Source organism: Stenotrophomonas sp. NPDC077420 (assembly GCF_044543385.1).
GTDB lineage: Bacteria > Pseudomonadota > Gammaproteobacteria > Xanthomonadales > Xanthomonadaceae > Stenotrophomonas.
In genome coordinates this window covers 150,103-169,782 of the sequence record NZ_JBITVZ010000002.1, presented here as the reverse complement: position 1 = coordinate 169,782, position 19,680 = coordinate 150,103, and the positions used below count along the sequence as shown (strand labels likewise).

Sequence of the window (19,680 nt, the reverse complement as noted above, 5' to 3'; positions counted from 1 at the left end):
TCCCGCCTTGTCCCGGAAAGTCCCGGGGCGACCTCTCCAAGACATCTCGAGGTTACCGCCGTGCGACATTCGCCTAACGGACTGTTTACATCCGGGTTTGAAAACGCTTACATTCCGCGCCAAGCCCAGATCTCTAAGCCGTGGAGGGCGGCGAAGTGAACAAGGCAGCCATCACCATCAAGGATGTAGCCCGCGAAGCCCGCGTCAGCGTGGCAACGGTCTCGCGTGCGCTCAACGGGCATGAAAACGTCGCCGAACCGGTGCGCAAGCTGGTGCTGGAGGTGGCCGCGCGCCTGCGCTACACCCCGCACGCTGCCGCCCGCAGCCTGAGCAGCCGGCGCACCAACACGATCGGGGTGGTGCTGCCCGACCTGTACGGCGAATTCTTCTCCGAGCTGATGCGCGGCATCGACCAGGTGGCACGCGCGCGCCGCCAGCACCTGCTGGTGTCCAGTTACCACGGCGACCAGGAGCAGCAGGGCGCGGCCCTGCGCGCCATGCGCGGCCGGGTCGACGGGCTGCTGGTGCTGTCGCCGTATGCCGAACGCCCGGGCTTCCTCACCGACAACCTGCCGCAGTCGCTGCCCACGGTGCTGATCAACACCTACCTGCCCGAGCAGGACCATCCGGTGCTGAGCATCGACGACCATGCCGGCGCGATGGCGATGACCCGCCACCTGCTTGCGGGTGGGCACCGGCGGATTGCCTTCATTGCCGGCCCCGACCTGAACTTCGATGCGCGCGAACGCCTGCGCGGCTTCCGCGATGCACTGGCCGCGTTCGGCAGCGCGGCCGAAGGCATCGAGCTGCCGGGCGACTTCGATGAAGCGTCCGGCCACCGCGCCGGGCAGGAGCTGCTGGCCGCCGGTGCCTTGCCCGATGCGGTGTTCGCCGCCAACGACATGATGGCGCTGGGCTGCCTGTACGCCTTCGCCCAGGCGGGCGTGCGGGTGCCGGCCGATGTGGCGCTGGCCGGCTTCGATGACATTCCGCTGGCGCGTTTCGTTCACCCGTCGTTGACGACGATGCAGGTGAGTATCGCCGAGTTGGGCGATAGGGCGGCGACGCGCCTGCTGCAGTTGATGGATGGCAACAACACGGAGACGGAGGGCGACAAGCAGACGCTTGTACCGCGCCTGATCGTGCGTGATTCATGCGGTATCGGTTCCACGTCGTAGGCCACGACCGTTGGTCGTGGCACAACTGAAAACAAAAAAGACAGGCGGCCGCAACGACGGTCACCACCACCCGGAGATTTACATGACGTATTTCAAGAACAGCACCCGCATGCCGGCTCGCCGCCTGCTGACCAGTGCGCTGGTCAGCTGCCTGCTGTTGGGCGCTGCGCCGAGCCTGATGGCGCAGTCTGCTACCTCCTCGCTGCGTGGCCAGGTCGCCCAGGCCGAAGCCGGCACCGAAGTCACTGCCACCAACGTGGCCAGCGGCAGCGTGCGCCGCGCCACCACCCGCGCCGACGGCAGCTACTCGCTGATGGGCCTGGACCCGGGTACCTATGACGTGGTCGCCAACGGGCAGACCCAGAAGGTCACCGTGACCGTGGCCTCGACCGCGACGCTGAACTTCAGCGGCGCCCCGGCCAATGGCGGCACCGCCAACGCGACCAACCTCGACACCGTCAACGTGGTCGCCCCGACCCTGCTGCAGGAAGTGCGGACCTCCGAAGTGGGCAAGACGGTCAGCCTGCAGCAGATCCAGACCACCCCGCAGGTGTCGCGCAACTTCCTGGAATTCGCCGACGCGGTCCCGGGCATGATCTTCACCCGCGATGCCAAGGGCAATACCTCGCTGCGCGGTGGTGCCACCAATGCCGACGGCACCAACGTCTACATCGACGGCGTGGGCCAGAAGAGCTACGTCAAGGGCGGCGGCGTGGCTGGCCAGTCCGGCAGCGCCGGCAACCCGTTCCCGCAGCTGGCGATCGGCGAATACAAGGTCATCAGCGGCAACTACAAGGCCGAATACGGCCAGGTCTCCAGCGCGGCCGTGACCGCGGCGACCAAGTCCGGTACCAATGAATTCAAGGGTGAGGCGTTCTACCGCTACACCGACGAAGACATGCGCGCCAAGACCCCGGCCGAGCGCCAGGAAGGCAAGACCAAGGAAGTGTCGGCCGAGAAGGAATACGGCTTCGCCCTCGGCGGCCCGATCGTGCAGGACAAGGCGCACTTCTTCGTGACCTACGAAGCCAAGCGCTTCGACCTGCCGGTGACCATCGCGCCGGAAGGCTCGGTGACCAACCGCGTCGGCCTGCTGCCGGCCGATGCCGCCGCCCAGCTCGGCCCGGCCAGCCAGCCGTTCGAACAGGACCTGATCTTCGCCAAGATCGACGTCGAGCCGACCGATAACGACCGCATCGAGCTGACCTTCCAGGACCGCGACGAAACCCAGCAGCAGTTCAGCGGGCAGACCGCGCCGTCGCACGGCAAGGAAACCGAGAACACCGACCGTCGTTACGCGCTGCGCTGGAACCACAGCGGTGAGCGCTTCTACAACGAGCTGATGCTCACCCACGAAGATTCGTTCAACAACCCGGTGCCGCTGACCATCGGCAACGGCTACGTGTACACCGCGCCGGACGGCACCGATGACCGTACCCTGGTGCAGATTGGCGGCGCGTCGGCGCTGGATTCGCAGGTGAAGGGCCAGAAGGGCTGGTCGATCGAAGACAACCTGACCCTGGACGGCATCCAATGGGCCGGCGACCACACCATCAAGATGGGCGCCAAGTACAAGGAAATCGACCTGTACGCCTCCGATGCGCAGGAGATCAACCCGCAGTTCACCTACACCCTGGGTGATGCGGACTTCCCGTCGGACATCCCGTACAAGGCGCAGTTCGTCAAGCCGGTCACCGGCGTCACCGGCGTGACCGGTGAAGTGCGTTCCAAGGTCAAGCAGATCGGCCTGTTCATCCAGGACGACTGGCAGGTCAACGACCACCTGCAGCTGAACCTGGGCCTGCGCTGGGACTACGAAAAGAACCCGAGCTACCTGGACTTCGTGACCCCGCCGGAAGTGGTGGCGGCGATCTACAGCCAGGACCCGCGGGGTCCGGCCGGCCAGACCTACGCCGACTCGCTCGCCGCGAGCGGGCTGAACATCAACGACTACATCAGCAACGGCCACAACCGCAAGGCGTTCAAGAATGCCTGGCAGCCGCGCGTGGGCTTCTCGTATGACCTCAACGCCGACGAGATGCACGTGTTCCACGGCGGTGCCGGCCGTTCCTATGATCGCGACCTGTTCGACTACCTGCAGCTGGAAACCACCAAGCTGGCGCTGCCGCAGCCGACCATCTACTTCCGCAACCCGGGCACCGGGGCCTGCCTCAACGGCCAGGCTGCCTGCTATGACTGGGATCCGAACCTGCTCAACGGCATCCAGAACCTGCAGGCCCTGGTCGGTTCGACCAGCAACGCCGGCCTGGAAGTGGACCTGCTCAACAACAACCTGAAGGCGCCGTACGCCGACCAGTTCAGCCTGGGCATGTCCAACCAGATCGGCGACTGGCTGACCGACGCCACCGTCGCGCGCACGCTGACCTATGACGGCTTCGCCTTCACCCTGGGCAACCGTTACCCGACCGGCCAGTTCTTCGACGACCCGCGCCTGTGCGGCGGCACCTCGCCGGGCCTGAGCCAGGCCTGGAGCTGCAACATCCCGGGCTTCGGCAGCCTGATCATCGGCCAGCAGGGCATCAAGACCCGCGTCACCCAGGTGCTGCTGTCGGCGCAGAAGCCGTTCACCAAGGAAAGCGGCTGGGGCACCTCGATCGCCTACACCTGGACGACCGCACGCCACAACCGCGACATCAACGAGCATTACGCGTTCGACCGTGGCCTGATCGAGGATTACCCGACCATCCGTTCCAACGGCGCGCCGCGTCACCGCATCGTGCTGACCGGTTCGTATGCCGGCTTCTGGGACATCACCTTCGGCGGCAAGATCACCCTGGCCACCCCGACTGCCGTGAACGACTGGTACCCGGTGGCGCAGGCCAGCGGCTTCGACCTGCCGACCCCGGGCGCCGCGGTGCCGGATGGCAACGGCCGCTTCCTGGTCGGTGGCAAGATCTGGGGCTACCGTTCGGTCGACCTGCAGGCCACCAAGACCTTCAAGATGCCGGGTGAAACCGAGTTGTACGCACGTATCGACATCATCAACGTGTTCAACTTCGACAACTTCTCCAACTACAACTACACCAAGTCCAACGGCAAGCTGCTGGCCAGCTACAACGAGACCGGCGATATCGTCGGTACGCCGCGCCAGGTGAAGGCGGAAGTGGGCTTCCGCTTCTGATGTAAATGAAAGCCGGTCCCCCAGCCGTAGGGACACGCCGTGCGTGTCCCCGCGGCCTGGGGAGAACCGGCTTTTCATGAACCCAGGCTGTAAACGATTTCACTCCAAGGCCCGTTATGCTGGCCTGGAATTCAAAGATTCCGGAGGGTTGGCACGATGAAGGTACCCCGCGTAATGGCACTGGCGGTAATGGCGGCAGCCGTGGTCGGCTGCAAGCCGCAGGCAGAGCAACAGCCCGCCAAGCCCAAGCCGCCGGTCATCCTGGTCGAAGCCGACGTTCCACCGCGCCCGATGAAACCGGAGTTGCCGCCGCTGTTCGACGACATCGAACGACGCACCTTCCAGTTCTTCTGGGACACCACCAACGAAGTCAACGGGCTCAGCCCGGACCGCTATCCCTCGCGCCCGTTCGCCAGCATCGCCTCGGTGGGCTACGCGCTGACCGCGTACCCGATCGGCGTGGAAAACGGCTGGGTCAGCCGTACCCAGGCGGTGGACCGCACGCTGACCACGCTGAAGTTCTTCCGCGACATGCCGATGGGCCCGCAGCGTACCGGCAAGGGCGGCTACAAGGGCTTCTACTACCACTTCCTGGACATGCAGCAGGGCCACCGCTATGACAGCTGGGTGGAACTGTCGAGCGTGGACACCGCCCTGCTGATGATGGGCGTATTGTTCGCGCAGTCGTATTACACCGGCGACGATTCCCGCGAAAAGGAAATCCGCGCCATCGCCGATACGCTGTACAAGCGTGTGGACTGGCCGTGGCTGCAGCAGCGCGCGCCGCTGATCTCGATGGGCTGGTTCCCTGAAAGCGGCTTCATCGACCACGACTGGATGGGCTACAACGAGGCGATGATGGTCTACATCCTCGCGCTCGGCTCGCCCACCCATCCGGTCAGCCCGGACGCATGGACGGTGTGGACGCGCACCTATGACAACGACTGGGGCGTGTTCCAGGGGCAGGAATACCTGTCCTTCGGCCCGCTGTTCGGCCACCAGTACACCCACGTCTGGATCGACTTCCGCGACATCCAGGACGCGTACATGCGCGAGCGCGGCAGCACCTATTTCCTCAACAGCCGCTCGGCCGCACTGGCCCAGCGCGAGTACGCCATCGCCAACCCGGCGCAGTGGAAGGAATACGGCGAGAACGTGTGGGGGCTGACCGCCAGCGACGGCCCGCAGAACACCACCCAGGAGTTCCGCGGCGAGCAGCGCCAGTTCCGCCATTACTCTTCGCGCGGCGCCGGGCTTCGCGAGAACTTCGACGACGGCACCATCGCACCGACCGCGGCGATCGCCTCGGTGGTCTTCGCGCCGGAAGAAGTGATCCCGGCGACGCTGGAAATGCACAAGCGCTACGGCGATTACCTGTATTCCAGCTACGGCTTCCTGGATTCGTTCAACCCCAGCTTCAATTTCGACATTCCGCTCAAGACCGGGCGCATCGTGCCGGATCGCGGCTGGGTGGCCAGCGACTACATCGGCATCGACCAGGGCCCGATCCTGACCATGATCGCCAACTACCGCAACGATTTCGTGTGGGACACCATGAAGAACAACCCGCACATCCGTCGCGGCCTGGAGCGCGCCGGTTTCACCGGCGGCTGGCTCACCCCGGAGGGCGAAGACCAGCCGATGGTGCTGGAGAAGGACGAGAAGGCCGCGTCGGCCCGCTCGGTCGGCATCGCCGAATCCCGCGCGGCCGCCGCGCAGGAACAGAAAAACAATTCCAATTCGAACCGCAACCAGCCCCAGGGGAAGTAAGCAGTGCCATTGTCGTCGCGCCCCAAGCTGTGGGTGAGTGTTCTGCTGCTGGTTGCCGGCAGCCTGTTGTTGAGTGCCTGCCGGAAGGAACCGGACGGGGTGACCGTGCGTTTCTGGGCGATGGGCCGCGAGGCCGAAGTGGTCAGCGAACTGATCCGCGAATTCGAAGCCGAGAATCCCGGCATCCATGTGGATGTGCAGAACATCCCGTGGACCGCCGCGCACGAAAAGCTGCTTACCGCGTTCGCCGCCGATGGCCTGCCGGACGTGTTCCAGCTGGGCAACACCTGGATTCCCGAATTCGCCGAGCTGGACACCCTCACCCCGCTGGCGCCGTACGTAGCCCGGTCCACGGTGGTGGACCCGGACGACTACTTCCAGGGCATCTGGGACACCAACGTCATCCATGACCAGCTGGTCGGCATCCCGTGGTACGTGGACACCCGCCTGCTGTACTACCGCAAGGACCTGCTGGCCCAGGCCGGCTTCGACCACCCGCCGCGCACCTGGGACGAGTGGAACACCATGATGGCGGCGATCAAGAAGATGCAGGGCGCCGACCGTTACGCGATCCTGATGCCGATCAACGAGTTCGAGCAGCAGCTGTCCTTTGCCCTGCAGCAACCCGATCCGCTGCTGCGCGACCATGACACCCGGGGCAACTTCCGCAGCCCCGGCTTCCGCCGCACGCTGGCGTTCTACGAGAACATGTTCGCCCAGGGCTGGGCGCCGCGCATGTCCGAAACGCAGATCTCCAACGTGTGGGACGAGTTCTTCCGCGGCTTCAACGTGTTCTACCTGTCCGGCCCCTGGAACATCCGCGAGTTCAAGAAGCTGCAGCCCAGGGAACTGGAAGGCAAGTGGGGCACGGCCGCACTGCCGGGCCCCGACGGCCCCGGTGCCGGCATCGCCGGCGGCACCAGCCTGGTGATCTCGCGCAGCTCGCAGCAGAAGGACGCTTCCTGGAAACTGATCGAGTTCCTCTCGCGCCCGGCCATCCAGGAACGCTTCCATTCCATCATCGGCGACCTGCCGCCGCGCCGCAGCACCTGGGAGTTCGCTTCGCTGGCCAACGACCCGCTGGCGCAGCCGTTCCGCGACCAGCTCGAGCGGGTGCGACCCACCCCGAAGGTGCTGGAGTGGGAACGCATCGTGCAGGAAATGCGCATCGTCACCGAACAGGTGGTGCGCGGTGGGCTGGATCAGGATGTAGCCGTGAATCGATTGGATGACCGTGTGGACAAGGTACTGGCCAAGCGCCGCTGGATGCATGAGCAGCGCATGCAGGCCGATGGGGCTGCCGCGCCGACCGCGGAGGTGCGCCCATGAAGCAGCGCTCGCTTGCCGGCTGGATCTTCGCCGGCCCGTCCCTGCTGGTGATCGGGGTGTTCTTCGGGCTGCCGGTGTTTTCCGCACTGGCGCTCAGCATCACCGACTTCGACCTGTACGCGCTGGCCGACGGCGGCAACCTGCGGTTTGTCGGGTTGGGCAACTACATCGATCTGCTGCAGACCCCGATGTTCTGGAAGTCGCTGTGGAACACCACGTACTTCGTGATCGTCGGCGTGCCGATGTCCATCGGCGTGTCGCTGGGCGCGGCGATGCTGCTCAATGCCCCGGCCGCCCGCTTCAAGGCACTGTTCCGCACCGCGCTGTTCGCCCCGGTGGTGACCACGCTGGTGGCGGTGGCGGTGATCTGGCGCTACCTGTTCCACACCAGCTATGGCCTGGTGAACTACGGCCTCGGCCATCTGGGGATCAGCCCGATCGACTGGCTGGGCGACCCCAACTGGGCCATGCCGACCATCATGCTGTTCGCGGTGTGGAAGAACTTCGGCTACAACATGGTGATCTTCCTGGCCGGCCTGCAGGCGATCCCGCATGACCTGTACGAGGCCGCGCGCATCGACGGCGCCTCGCGCTGGAAGCAGTTCCTGCACATCACCCTGCCGATGCTCGGCCCGGTGCTGCTGGTGGTGGGCGTGATCACCGTGTCCGGCTACTTCCAGCTGTTCGCCGAGCCCTACGTGATGACCCGTGGCGACCCGCTGCAGAGCACCGTGAGCGTGCTGTACTTCATGTTCGAGGAAGGCTTCAAGTGGTGGAACCTGGGCCGTGCGTCGGCCGTGGCGTTCCTGCTGTTCCTGATCATCCTGGCCGTCACCAGCCTGATGCTGCGTTTCGGCCGCAAGAGGCAGTTGGTATGAGTCGTGAGATCGGCCAGTCGCGCTGGCATGCGTGGTGGGTGAACGGGGGGTTGCTGGTGCTGGCCGCGGTCAGCCTGGCACCGCTGCTGTGGATGCTGTCGGTGTCGTTCATGCCGACCGGCGAGGCGGCGCATTTCCCGCCGCCGCTGCTGCCCTCGGCGGTGACCACCGCCAACTACCACGAGCTGTTCGCCCGCACCGGCATGGGCAACAACTTCATCAACAGCCTGTTCGTGTCGCTGGCGATCACGCTGGGTTCGCTGCTGCTCAACACCATGGCCGGCTATGCGTTCGCCAAGCTGCGCTTCGTCGGCCGCGAACGCATCTTCCAGGTGCTGCTGGCCGCGCTGGTGATCCCGGCGCAGGTGGCGATGCTGCCGCTGTTCCTGCTGATGAAACAGCTGGGCCTGGTCAACAGCTTCGGCGGGGTGATCGTGCCGGCGCTGGCCAGCGTGTTCGGCATCTTCCTGGTGCGCCAGTACGCCCGCTCGATTCCCGATGAGCTGCTGGAAGCGGCGCGGATCGACGGGGCAGGGGAGCTGCGCATCTTCTTCCAGATCGTGCTGCCGATGCTCAAGCCGGTGCTGGTGACGCTGTCGATCTTCACCTTCATGGGCGCGTGGAACGATTTCATGTGGCCGTTGATCGTGCTGACCGACCAGGAGCACTACACTCTGCCGGTTGCCCTGGCCACGTTGTCGCGCGAACACATCATGGACGTTGAAATGATGATGGCCGGCGCGGTGGTCACGGTGGTTCCGGTGCTGGCACTGTTCCTGGTGCTGCAGCGCTATTACATCCAAGGTCTGCTGCTGGGGAGTGTCAAAGGGTGAAGCGTGCCGTCGTCGCGGGGGTTCTGGGTCTGGGTGTGGTGTGGTCGTTGGCGGCGCCTGCCGCGCCCCCGGCAGTGCCGGCGGCGCCCAAGGTCCTGGACGGCTTCGACGACATGGCGCCGTGGAAACTGGTGGTGTCCGACCAGGTCAGCGGCTCGCTGCGCAGCGTGGCCGGTGCCAATGGCGGCCGCGCGCTGTGCGTGGACTATGACTTCCACGAGGTGTCCGGCTATGTGGCGATCCGCCGCGAGCTGCCGGTCAGCTGGCCGGACAACTACCAGGTGGGCTTCCAGATCCGCGGCGACTCGCCCGGCAACGACCTGCAGTTCAAGCTGATCGACGCCAGCGGCGACAACGTGTGGTGGGTCAACCGCCCGGGTTATGCCTTCCCAAAGACCTGGACGCCGGTGCAGTACCGCCAGCGCCAGATCGACAAGGCCTGGGGCCCGGACCCGGACAAGACCCTGCGCAGCAGCGCGGCGGTGGAATTCACCATTTACAGCAAGGTCGGCGGCCGTGGCACGGTGTGCTTCGACCGGCTCACCCTGCAGGCGCTGCCGCCGGCCGATACCTCGGCACTGGCGCCGTCGGTGATCGCCGATACCGCGACCGCGCTGCAGAGCCGCATTGCCGATGGCAAGCCGGATACGGTGTGGATCAGCGGCGGGGTGCCCGACCAGACCATCAGCCTGGACCTGCACAACGTGCGCGAGTTCGGCGGCGCGGTGATCCAGTGGCTGCCGGGGCTGGAAGCGACCCGCTATGTCGTGCGGTCCTCGGTGGACGGGCGCGACTGGCGCACCCTGCGCGAGATCACCGCCGGCGGTGGCGGCGAGCGCGACTGGCTGGCGTTGCCCGACACCGAAGCGCGCTATCTGCGCTTCGACCTGAAGAACGGGCGCAGCTGGCGTTATGGCATCCGCGATATTTCCATCAAGCCGCTGGATTTCGCGGCCACCCCGAACGACTTCGTCGAATCGGTCGGCGCCGACCTGACCCGTGGCTTCGTGCCGCGCGGGTTCAGTGGCGAGCAGCCGTACTGGACCCTGCTGGGCCTGGACGGCGGCAAGGAACAGGCGCTGATCGGCGAGGACGGCGCGCTGGAGGTGAAGAAGGCCAGCTTCAGCGTTGAACCCTTCGTGCTGGTGGACAAGAAGCTGCTCAGCTGGGCCGACGTGGAATCCACGCAGTCGCTGCAGGACGACTACCTGCCCATCGCCAGCGTCGACTGGCGCCACCCGCAGGCGGCGCTGAAGGTCACCGGCTTCGTCCAGGGGAGTCCGGACAACGCGCAGCTGGTGGGCCGCTATCGACTGCACAACCCCGACAAGGTGGCCCACGACTACACCCTGGCGTTGGCCGTACGGCCGTGGCAGGTGAATCCGCCGCGCCAGTTCCTCAACACCGTGGGTGGCGTGAGCCGGATCGATACCCTGGATGTCGAGCCGGGCCAGGTCGAGGTCAACGGCACACCGCGCGTGTACCCGGTGCAGGCCCCGGACGCGGCCTTCGCCAGCCCGTTCGATGGCAAGCTGGAGGTCACCCATCTGGCCAGCGGCACGGTGCCGACCGTCACCGAGGTGCGCGACCCGACCGGGCTGGCCTCGGGTGCGCTGCTGTACCGCTGGCGGCTCGAGCCAGGGCAGAGCCGGGATGTGGCCATCGTCCTGCCGCAGACCGGTGCGTGGACCACGCCGAAGGACTTCGACGCCGACAAGGCCCAGCAGCAGGTGGCCTCGATGTGGCGCACCAAGCTGGACCAGGTGTCGCTGCAGGTCCCGGCGGCGGGCAAGCCGCTGGCCGATACCCTGCGCACCGCACTGGCGCACATGCTGATCTCGCGGATCGGGCCGAGCCTGCAGCCGGGCACGCGGTCGTATTCGCGCAGCTGGATCCGCGATGGTGCGATGATTTCCGAAGGCCTGCTGCGCATGGGCCGCAGCGATGCGGTGCGCGAGTATGTGAACTGGTACGCGCCGTACCAGTTCGACAACGGCAAGGTGCCGTGCTGCGTGGATCCGCGCGGGGCCGACCCGGTGCCGGAGAACGACAGCCATGGCGAGCTGATCTTCAACATCGCCGAGTACTGGCGCTACACCGGCGACACCACCTTCCTGGAGCTGATGTGGCCGCACGTGCAGGGCGCTTACCAGTACATGGAACAGCTGCGCCTGAGCGAACGCACCGAAGAGAACCGCGCGCGCAATCCGGCGTTCTACGGGATGATGCCGGTATCGATCAGCCACGAAGGCTATTCGGCCAAGCCGATGCATTCGTACTGGGACAATTTCTGGGCGCTGCGCGGTTACAAGGACGCAGCCGTCATCGCCAGCACGCTGGGCAAGGTGGAAGCGATGCAGATCGCCGCGTCGCGCGACCAGTTCCGTGACGACCTGCAGGCGTCGCTGCTGGCGGCCACGGCGTTGCACAAGATCGATTACCTGCCGGGCTCGGCCGAGCTGGGCGACTTCGACGCTACCTCCACCACCATCGCGCTGGCCCCGGCCGGCGAACAGGGGCGGTTGCCCCAGCCGTACCTGGACAACACGTTCGAGCGCTACTGGACCCAGTTCGCCGAACGCCGTGACGGCAAGCGCGAGTGGAAGGATTACACCCCGTACGAGTGGCGCAACGTGGCCGCGTTCGTGCGCCTGGGCTGGCGCGACCGCGCCTGGCAGGCCACCGAATTCTTCTTCAAGGACCGTACCCCGCAGGCCTGGAACCAGTGGGCCGAAGTGGTCTCGCACACGCCGCGCAAGCCTTTCTTCGTCGGCGACCTGCCGCATGCCTGGGTGGCGTCGGACTTCGTGCGCTCGGCGTTGGACATGTTCGCCTACAACCGGGACGTGGACGACAGCCTGGTGCTGGCGGCCGGCGTGCCGAGTCGTTGGCTGGAGGGGGCGGGTGTCGGGGTGAAGGGCCTGCGCACGCCGCAGGGTCGACTGGACTACACGCTCAGCCGCAGCGACAAGCTGCTGACCCTGCAGGTGGCGCCGGGCCTGCTGCTGCCTGCCGGTGGCCTGATCCTGCCGTGGCCGTATACCGGCGAACCGGGTTCGACCACGGTCAATGGTGAGCCGGCACAGTGGATCAACGGCGAACTGCGCATTACCCAGGTGCCGGCCAGGGTCGAGATCGAGGTGCCGGCAGCGGTACGGCGCGCCGAGCGCAAGGCGCCGTGACGGCCGCGCGCCCGCGCATGGGACGGGGCATGTTGTTGGCCGGGGTCGTGGCCCTGGCCCTGGCGGTTGCCCCGGTGCAGGCGGCGGACAGCGCCGATGCCCGCGCGCCGGGCATGAGCATGGTCACCTTCAACCTGCACCACGACCGCGAAGAATGGCCGCAGCGGCGCAAGGTGATCCTGCGCGAGCTGGCGGCATTGCAGCCCGATGCGATCGCCCTGCAGGAAGTGATCCAGAAACCGCATGTGCGCAACCAGGCAGCCTGGTTGGCGCGCAAGCTGGGGTACGACTACCAGTTTGTCTCCACCGACCCGCCGGGGCGGTTCAAGCGGTACGGCAACGCGCTGCTGACGCGGCGACCGGTGCTGGCGCGCGGCGAGCACCTGCTGTCACCGCGGAATGACTACCGCACGGTGGCGCACCTGCGCATCGACGTGGAGGGGCACGCGGTGAACGTGTACGCCACGCATCTGAACGAACGTTCTGACGAGCGGGGCAGCCGCATCCGCGGCGAGCAGGTGAGCGACCTGTTGAAGTACATCGCGGACACGTCGGGCGAGGCGCCGGTGGTGATTGCCGGGGACTTCAACGCGCTGGTGGATGCGGGCGACCTGAGTGCGCTGCGCCAGGTTTACGGCGACAGCTATGGCAGCGTGCACGTGAACAACGCGCTCGCGCAGGTCAGTACCTTGAACCGGCACTACTACGACGCGCCGTCGCGCATCGACCATGTGTTTTTCCAGCAGGACCGGCTACTGGCCCGTGAAGCGCGGTTGCTGTTCGACCAGCCGTACGCGGAAGGGCGCTGGGCATCGGACCATTACGGCGTGTGGACCCGCCTGCAGTTCGCGCCGCGAATACGCGCGCGGTGAATCCCCGCGCGTAACGCCCGGCGCGACGCGCCGCCGCACGACCAACGGTCGTGCGCTACCGGCCCGAACCGTCGGCCGACACGACCGGCAGGTATCGGCCGCCCATCGACACACCAGCCCGGCAGGTATCGACCGTCGGCCGACACACCCCGCGCCCCCGGTAGGTATCGACCGTTGGTCGATACGCCCCACGCCCCCGGTAGGTATCGACCGTTGGTCGATACGCCTCACCGCCCCCGGTAGGTATCGACCGTCGGCCGATACGCCCCACGTCCCGGTAGGTATCGACCGTTGGTCGATACGCCTCACCGCCCCCGGTAGGTATCGACCGTTGGTCGATACGCCTCACCGCCCCCGGTAGGTATCGACCGTTGGTCGATACGCCTCACCGACCCCGGCAGGTATCGACCCTCGGCCGATACGCCCCGCGCCCCGGCAGGTATCGACCGTTGGTCGATACGCCCCACGCCCCCGGCAGGTATCGACCGTCGGCCGACACACCCCACGACCCCGGTAGGTATCGACCGTTGGTCGATACGCACCACCCGTCAAACAAAAACAGCGGCCCGAAGGCCGCTGTCCGTTTACTGCTGTCGCGGGTGCTGGATCAGGCCTTGTCGGTCTTTTCCGGGTCCTGCCTGTCCGCATCGTCGGCCTTGGCGGCATCGGTGGGGATGTCGTCGCGGGCTTCGGCGTGCGCGGCCTGGGCGGCGGCGTCGGTCGGCGCAGCTTCGCCGGCGGCGGCGTCGAACAGCTGGCCGGTCTGTGCTACCGGAGCAGCGTCCAGCGCACGGGTATGCACCGGGCGGCCGACTTCGGTCGGGGGCTTGCGCGGGGTCTCGGCATCGATGGCAGCGTCTGCCGCCTTGGACGCCTCAACCGCGACCGGGGCTTCAACAGCCGTCGGCGCTTCAACAGCCTTCGGTGCTTCAACCGCGACCGGCGCTTCGACAGCCTTGGGCGCTTCGACAGCCTTCGGTGCTTCAACAGCCTTCGGTGCTTCAACAGCCTTCGGTGCTTCAACAGCCTTCGGTGCTTCAACAGCCTTCGGTGCTTCAACAGCCTTCGGTGCTTCAACGGCCTTCGGTGCTTCAACAGCCTTCGGTGCTTCAACAGCCTTCGGTGCTTCAACAGCCGTCGGTGCTTCAACAGCCTTCGGTGCTTCAACAGCCTTCGGTGCTTCAACGGCCTTAGGCGCTTCAACAGCCTTCGGCGCTTCAACCGCCACCGGGGTCTCAACCGCCTTCGGAGCCTCCGCAGCGGCCACCGGCATCGGCGACTCCACGAACGGCACGCGGTCGGTATAGGACGGCGCACGCTCGGCGACCGGTTCAGCCTTGGGGGCCGGAGCCGGAGCCGGGTCGGCATGACCGGCGGTGACCACCGGGCTGCTGACCACAGCCACCGGGGCCGCGGCGGCTACAGCTGCGGTCGGAGCCTGGCGCGGCGCCTGGACCGGCGCCTGGACCGGTGCCGCCGGGGCGCTGCCGTCGTCGTCGAAGTCAAACTCCGGCTGCGGCTGGCCATGGGTCACGGTCGGACGGGCGGCCGGGGCGGCGCTGTCGCCGTCCTGGTCGCCATCGTGCTCGTCGCCGTCTGCGTCGTCATCCAGGCCCGTCTCGTCATGCTGGCCTTCGCTGCCGGCAGCCTGTTCGCCATTGCCACGACGACGACGACGGCCACCACGACGGCCGCGACGACGGCGCGAGGCGCCCTCGCCGTTGGCGTCATCGGCGTTGCCCGGCGCGTCGCCGTGCTCGCCCACGTCGCCCTCGGTCACCTTGGTTTCGTCAGCAGCCACCGGCGTCGCCACCGGTGCGGTCACCGGCGCAGGCGTGGCGGCATCGGCCACGACCACGGCAGCGGCGGTCACCAGCGCGGCGTCGGCAACGGCGGCGTCGGCCTGGACCGGCTTGGTGTCGGTCTGCGGCTGACGGGCCGGTTTGTCGCCGTCGTTCTGCTGGCGCGGCGGCTTCTGCTTCTGGTTCAGCTTGGGCTGCTGCTCGTTGCGCGGAGCCTTCGGCTGCTGCTCATTGCGCGGCTTGCCCTGCTGCGGCTGGCCAGCGGGTGCCGCGGCCTGCGCGGTCACGTCCTGGCGGCGCTCGTCACGACGCTCGCCTTCACGGCGCTCGCCCTTGCCGGCGCGGTCGCCGCGATCATCGCGACGATCCTTGCCACGGCCCGGGTTCTGGCCCTGGCCAGCGGAACGCTCACCGCGGTCGCCACGCTCGTCACGGCGGCCATTGCGGTCCTTGCCGTTGCGGTCCTTGTTGCGACCGCTGCGGTTGCCGTCCTGGGCCGGGCGTGCAGCCGGCTGCGGGGCGGCGGCCGGGGCCGGTTCGCCACCGAAGATGCGCTTGAGCCAGCCGACCACGCCGGTGGCGGCCGGCGCGGCCACCGGGGCCGGCGCGACCGGTGCCGGTGCGGCCACCGGTTCGGCCACTTCGCGGACCGGGGCCGGCGAGCTGTGCTTGACGTTGGTCACCGCCGGGGCGGCCGGGATGTTCAGCTGTGCCTTGGTCAGCGCGTGCACCGGCAGCTTGCGCGGGGTACCACGCTGGTAGCTCGGCTTGCCGCTGTCTTCGCCCAGCTCGTTTTCACGCAGGCGGGTGACTTCGTAGTGCGGGGTGTGCAGCTGCTCGTCGGCCACGATCACGATCGGCGCATCGTGGCGCTGTTCGATCTCGCGCAGCGCGTTGCGCTTTTCGTTGAGCAGGTAGTTCGCGATCTCCACCGGGGCCTGGACCAGCACCTGACCGGTGTTTTCCTTCATCGCATGCTCTTCGGCCACGCGGATGATCGACAGCGACAGCGATTCCACGCTGCGCATGCGGCCGTGGCCGTCGCAGCGCGGGCAGACGATCTGGCTGGACTCGCCCAGGCTCGGACGCAGGCGCTGGCGGCTCATTTCCATCAGGCCGAAGCGAGAGATGCGGCCAAGCTGCACGCGCGCACGGTCGTACTTCAGCGCGTTCTGCAGCCGGTTTTCCACCTCGCGCTGGTGCTTGTTGGACGACATGTCGATGAAGTCGATCACCACCAGGCCGCCCAGGTCGCGCAGGCGCAGCTGGCGGGCCACTTCCTCGGCCGCTTCCAGGTTGGTCTGGAACGCGGTGTCCTCGATGTCGCTGCCCTTGGTGGCGCGCGAGGAGTTCACGTCGATGGCGGTCAGGGCTTCGGTCTGGTCGACCACGATCGAGCCGCCGGACGGCAGGCGCACGTTGCGTTCATACGCGCCCTCGATCTGCGATTCGATCTGGAAGCGATTGAACAGCGGAATGTCGTCGGTGTAATGCTTGAGCTTGCGCAGGGTCTGCGGCATCACCTGCTGCATGAATTCGCGGGCGGTGTCGTACAGCTCCTGGGTATCGACCAGGATCTCGCCGACATCGGCGCGCAGGTAGTCGCGCAGGGCGCGCACGATCAGGCGCGATTCCTGGTAGATCAGGAACGGGGCCGGCTTGGTCAGCGCCGCTTCGGCGATCGACTTCCAGACCTGCAGCAGGTAGTCCAGGTCCCACTGCAGTTCTTCGGCATCGCGGCCGACGCCGGCGGTGCGGATGATCACGCCCATGTCGTCGGGGATGTTCAGCTTGTCCAGCGCTTCCTTCAGCGCGGCGCGGTCTTCGCCCTCGATGCGACGCGACACGCCACCGGCGGTGGGCGAGTTCGGCATCAGCACCATGTAGCGGCCGGCCAGGGAGATGAACGTGGTCAGGGCGGCGCCCTTGTTGCCACGCTCTTCCTTGTCGACCTGGACCACCACTTCCTGGCCTTCACGCAGCAGTTCGCGGATGCCGGCCTTGTTGTGGTCCACGCCCGCCTGGAAGTAATCGCGGGAGATTTCCTTCAGCGGCAGGAAGCCGTGGCGTTCGCCACCGTATTCGACGAAGGCCGCTTCCAGCGACGGTTCAAGGCGCGTGATGCGGCCCTTGTAGATGTTCGACTTCTTCTGTTCCTTGGACGGCTGTTCGATGTCGATGTCGTACAGCGTCTGGCCATCCACGATGGCAACCCGCAGCTCTTCGGCCTGCGTGGCGTTGATCAGCATTCGCTTCATAGTGCGTTCCTCGCGCGCTGCTACCGCGCGGAACGCCATGGGGTTTCGCTTCTGGTCACGCTTGCACGCCCATCGCGCATGCGCGGGGAGGGCGGCTTGGGCTTCCAGCGCTACGACACCACGGCAGGCCGCGGGAGCGCTACATTTTCTTGGTTTGGGTAGTACGGGGCCGGAGGCAGCTTTCAGCCAGGCTGGAGCGCCACAGGGACATTTTTTCAGCGCAGACGCGTGTCAGGCATCCGGCGATGGCCGGGACTGCCGGTGAGCCGCTAACATGGCCGCCCCGGGGGCGGTGGCTGCGCACTGTGCCGGAATCGCGGGAAGTTGGGCTTCTGGCCCAGAGCAACTTCCAACGAAATCAATCCCTTATCTCGCCTGCCGAGTGTAACAGAATAAAAGGCCAATGACCGACACCGTACCGCCCGCCAAGCCCGCTGAAGGCAAGACCAGCGTCCGTCTCATCACCGTCCCGGACGACCGGGCGGGGCAACGCCTGGACAACTTCCTGCTGGGGCAGCTCAAGGGCGCACCGCGCAGCCTGGTCTACAAACTCGTGCGCAGCGGCCAGGTCCGCGTGAATGGCGGCCGTGCCAAGGCCGAGCGCAAGCTGGAGGCGGGCGACGAAGTGCGGGTGCCCCCCGTCCGTCTCACTGAGGAAGGAGACAAAGCGGGACCGCCGGCGGCGTTCACGAAGCGTCTTGAAGACGCGATCGTGTATGAAGATGAACGGTTGCTGGCGCTGAACAAGCCGTCGGGCGTGGCCAGCCACGGTGGCAGCGGGATCAGTTTCGGCGCGATCGAAACCCTGCGCGCGCTCCGCCCGGGCAAGACCCTGGAGCTGGTGCATCGGCTGGACCGCGACACCTCGGGGCTGCTGATCGTGGCCAAGAAGCGCTCGGCGCTGAGCGAGCTGCAGGCGCTGCTGCGGGAGGACCATGGTGCGGGGATCCGCAAGCGCTACCTGACCCTGCTGGTCGGGCGCATGCCGGATGGCGTGATGACCGTGGACGCGCCGTTGCACGTGGGGCTGCGGCAGGGCGGGGAGCGCCATGTGCAGGTCAACGCGATCGGCAAGGAATCGGTAAGCCACTTCAAGGTGCTGGAGCGTCGGGGCGGGCATTCCTACTGCGAGGTGCGTATCGAGACCGGCCGCACCCATCAGATCCGCGTGCACGCCCAGCATCTGGGGCATCCGGTGGCCGGTGACGACAAATACGGCGATCCGCACGTCAACAAGCGGCTTCGTGAGCAGATCGGGCTGAAGCGCCTGTTCCTGCACGCGGCTTCGTTGGAATTTTCGCTGGACGCGGGAAAGACCCCGTACACCCTCAACGCGCCGTTGGCCGATGAATTGACCGAGGCGTTGAACCGGTTGGGGTAAGGCGCGACGACCAACGGTCGTCGCCTACCGTGCGCGGCAGGCAATGGTAGGTACCAACCGTCGGTCGGTGCGTGGCAGGCAATGGTAGGTACCAACCGTCGGTCGGCACACGGCAGGCAATGGTAGGTACCGACCGTTGGTCGGTACGCGGCAGGCAATGGTAGGTACCGACCGTTGGTCGGTACGCGGCAGGCAATGGTAGGTACCGACCGTTGGTCGGTACGCTGCCGGGCACGTTCTACCACTTGAACAACACCAGGCTGATCGCCAGGCTGCCCATGCCGGCCACCAGCCCATACACCGTTTCATGGCCCTTGGCGTAGCGCTTGGCCGCGGGCAGCAGCTCGTCCAGGGCCAGGAACACCATCACCCCGGCAATGATCCCGAACACCCAGCCGAAGGTGGCGTGGTTGAGTACCCCGGACAGCACCACGTAGCCAATGGCCGCGCCGATCGGCTCGGCCAGGCCCGAGAGCAGGCTGGCGCCGAAGGCGTAGAACTTGTTCTGGGTGGCGAAATACACCGGTACCGCAATCGCGATCCCCTCGGGGATGTTGTGGATGGCGATGGCGAACGCCAGCGGCATACCCACCGACGGGCTTTCCAGCATCGCGAAGAACGTGGCCAGCCCCTCGGGGAAGTTGTGCGCGGTGATCGCCACCGCCGTCAACAGGCCCACCCGCTTGATGTAGGCCTTGTTGTTTTCCCGATACATCGGGTCCTGCTTGTCCAGGCTGTCGTGCGGATTGGGCACGAAGTGGTCGATCAATACGATCAGCAGGACCCCGCACAGGAACGCGCCGGTGCCATAGGCGAAGCCCAGCCGCGCATCGTAGGCCTGGGTGAACGCGTCGATCGACTTGGTCAGGATCTCGGTCAGCGACACGAACACCATCGCACCGCCGGCGAAGGCCAGGCCGAACGCCAGCAGGCGCGGGTTGGGGCGGCGGGAGAACAGCACCAGCAGGCTGCCCAGCGCGGTCGCCAACCCCGCCGCCAGGGTCACCGCCAGGGCGAGCCATACGTTCCCACTTGAAATATCCGGCATGCGTCAA

The 19,680-nt window shown here is 66.6% G+C and carries 11 protein-coding genes; 9 read left to right on the top strand and 2 right to left on the bottom strand.

Going from position 1 to position 19,680, the window contains the following annotated elements:
* Window positions 1–140: 140 nt before the first annotated feature.
* From ACIGII_RS02765 to ACIGII_RS02730, 8 genes are all read left to right on the top strand, one after another.
* Complete coding sequence (locus ACIGII_RS02765) at window positions 141–1,178, top strand: LacI family DNA-binding transcriptional regulator (RefSeq protein ID WP_399634944.1); 1,038 nt, start codon at window positions 141–143, stop codon at window positions 1,176–1,178.
* Between the two features lie 82 nt (window positions 1,179–1,260).
* Window positions 1,261–4,320: a TonB-dependent receptor domain-containing protein gene (locus ACIGII_RS02760; protein ID WP_399634942.1), complete on the top strand. Its 3,060-nt coding sequence runs from the start codon at window positions 1,261–1,263 to the stop codon at window positions 4,318–4,320.
* 156 nt (window positions 4,321–4,476) lie between these two features.
* Entirely contained in the window at window positions 4,477–6,090 is a 1,614-nt protein-coding gene (locus ACIGII_RS02755) for a glucoamylase family protein (protein ID WP_399634940.1), read from the top strand.
* A gap of 33 nt (window positions 6,091–6,123) precedes the next feature.
* Window positions 6,124–7,419: a sugar ABC transporter substrate-binding protein gene (locus ACIGII_RS02750; protein ID WP_399634939.1), complete on the top strand. Its 1,296-nt coding sequence runs from the start codon at window positions 6,124–6,126 to the stop codon at window positions 7,417–7,419.
* Complete coding sequence (locus ACIGII_RS02745; protein ID WP_070209663.1) at window positions 7,416–8,297, top strand: carbohydrate ABC transporter permease; 882 nt, start codon at window positions 7,416–7,418, stop codon at window positions 8,295–8,297. Before ACIGII_RS02750 ends, ACIGII_RS02745 begins: the two co-directional genes overlap by 4 nt.
* The gene (locus tag ACIGII_RS02740) at window positions 8,294–9,130 is read left to right on the top strand and encodes a carbohydrate ABC transporter permease (protein ID WP_145480192.1); all 837 of its coding nucleotides are present in this window, start codon (window positions 8,294–8,296) and stop codon (window positions 9,128–9,130) included. The genes ACIGII_RS02745 and ACIGII_RS02740 overlap by 4 nt, the downstream gene beginning before the upstream one ends.
* A gap of 47 nt (window positions 9,131–9,177) precedes the next feature.
* Window positions 9,178–12,312 (top strand): discoidin domain-containing protein, encoded by a 3,135-nt coding sequence (locus ACIGII_RS02735; protein ID WP_399635192.1) that lies wholly within the window; start codon window positions 9,178–9,180, stop codon window positions 12,310–12,312.
* A 29-nt stretch (window positions 12,313–12,341) separates the two neighbouring features.
* Entirely contained in the window at window positions 12,342–13,184 is an 843-nt protein-coding gene (locus tag ACIGII_RS02730) for an endonuclease/exonuclease/phosphatase family protein (RefSeq protein WP_399634936.1), read from the top strand.
* A 607-nt stretch (window positions 13,185–13,791) separates the two neighbouring features.
* On the opposite strand, the gene rne is transcribed toward ACIGII_RS02730, so the two are convergent.
* Complete coding sequence (gene rne / locus ACIGII_RS02725) at window positions 13,792–17,244, bottom strand: ribonuclease E (RefSeq protein ID WP_399634934.1); 3,453 nt, start codon at window positions 17,242–17,244, stop codon at window positions 13,792–13,794.
* 403 nt (window positions 17,245–17,647) lie between these two features.
* Between rne and ACIGII_RS02720 the strand changes: the two genes are divergently transcribed.
* Window positions 17,648–18,625 carry an RluA family pseudouridine synthase gene (locus ACIGII_RS02720; protein ID WP_399634932.1) on the top strand — a complete coding sequence of 326 codons (978 nt, stop codon included), beginning with the start codon at window positions 17,648–17,650 and terminating at the stop codon, window positions 18,623–18,625.
* 238 nt (window positions 18,626–18,863) lie between these two features.
* Here the strand turns inward: ACIGII_RS02720 and zupT are convergent, their stop codons facing one another.
* Window positions 18,864–19,673 carry a zinc transporter ZupT gene (gene zupT / locus ACIGII_RS02715; RefSeq protein ID WP_399634930.1) on the bottom strand — a complete coding sequence of 270 codons (810 nt, stop codon included), beginning with the start codon at window positions 19,671–19,673 and terminating at the stop codon, window positions 18,864–18,866.
* Between the last annotated feature and the right edge of the window lie 7 nt (window positions 19,674–19,680).

Excerpts from the sequence above, each read along its gene's own strand:
- ACIGII_RS02760 (WP_399634942.1), top strand. The coding sequence starts at position 1,261 with ATGACGTATTTCAAGAACAGCACCCGCATGCCGGCTCGCCGCCTGCTG.
- ACIGII_RS02755 (WP_399634940.1), top strand. The coding sequence starts at position 4,477 with ATGAAGGTACCCCGCGTAATGGCACTGGCGGTAATGGCGGCAGCCGTG.
- ACIGII_RS02745 (WP_070209663.1), top strand. The coding sequence starts at position 7,416 with ATGAAGCAGCGCTCGCTTGCCGGCTGGATCTTCGCCGGCCCGTCCCTG.
- ACIGII_RS02740 (WP_145480192.1), top strand. The coding sequence starts at position 8,294 with ATGAGTCGTGAGATCGGCCAGTCGCGCTGGCATGCGTGGTGGGTGAAC.
- ACIGII_RS02730 (WP_399634936.1), top strand. The coding sequence starts at position 12,342 with ATGTTGTTGGCCGGGGTCGTGGCCCTGGCCCTGGCGGTTGCCCCGGTG.
- rne (WP_399634934.1), bottom strand. The coding sequence starts at position 17,244 with ATGAAGCGAATGCTGATCAACGCCACGCAGGCCGAAGAGCTGCGGGTT.
- ACIGII_RS02720 (WP_399634932.1), top strand. The coding sequence starts at position 17,648 with ATGACCGACACCGTACCGCCCGCCAAGCCCGCTGAAGGCAAGACCAGC.
- zupT (WP_399634930.1), bottom strand. The coding sequence starts at position 19,673 with ATGCCGGATATTTCAAGTGGGAACGTATGGCTCGCCCTGGCGGTGACC.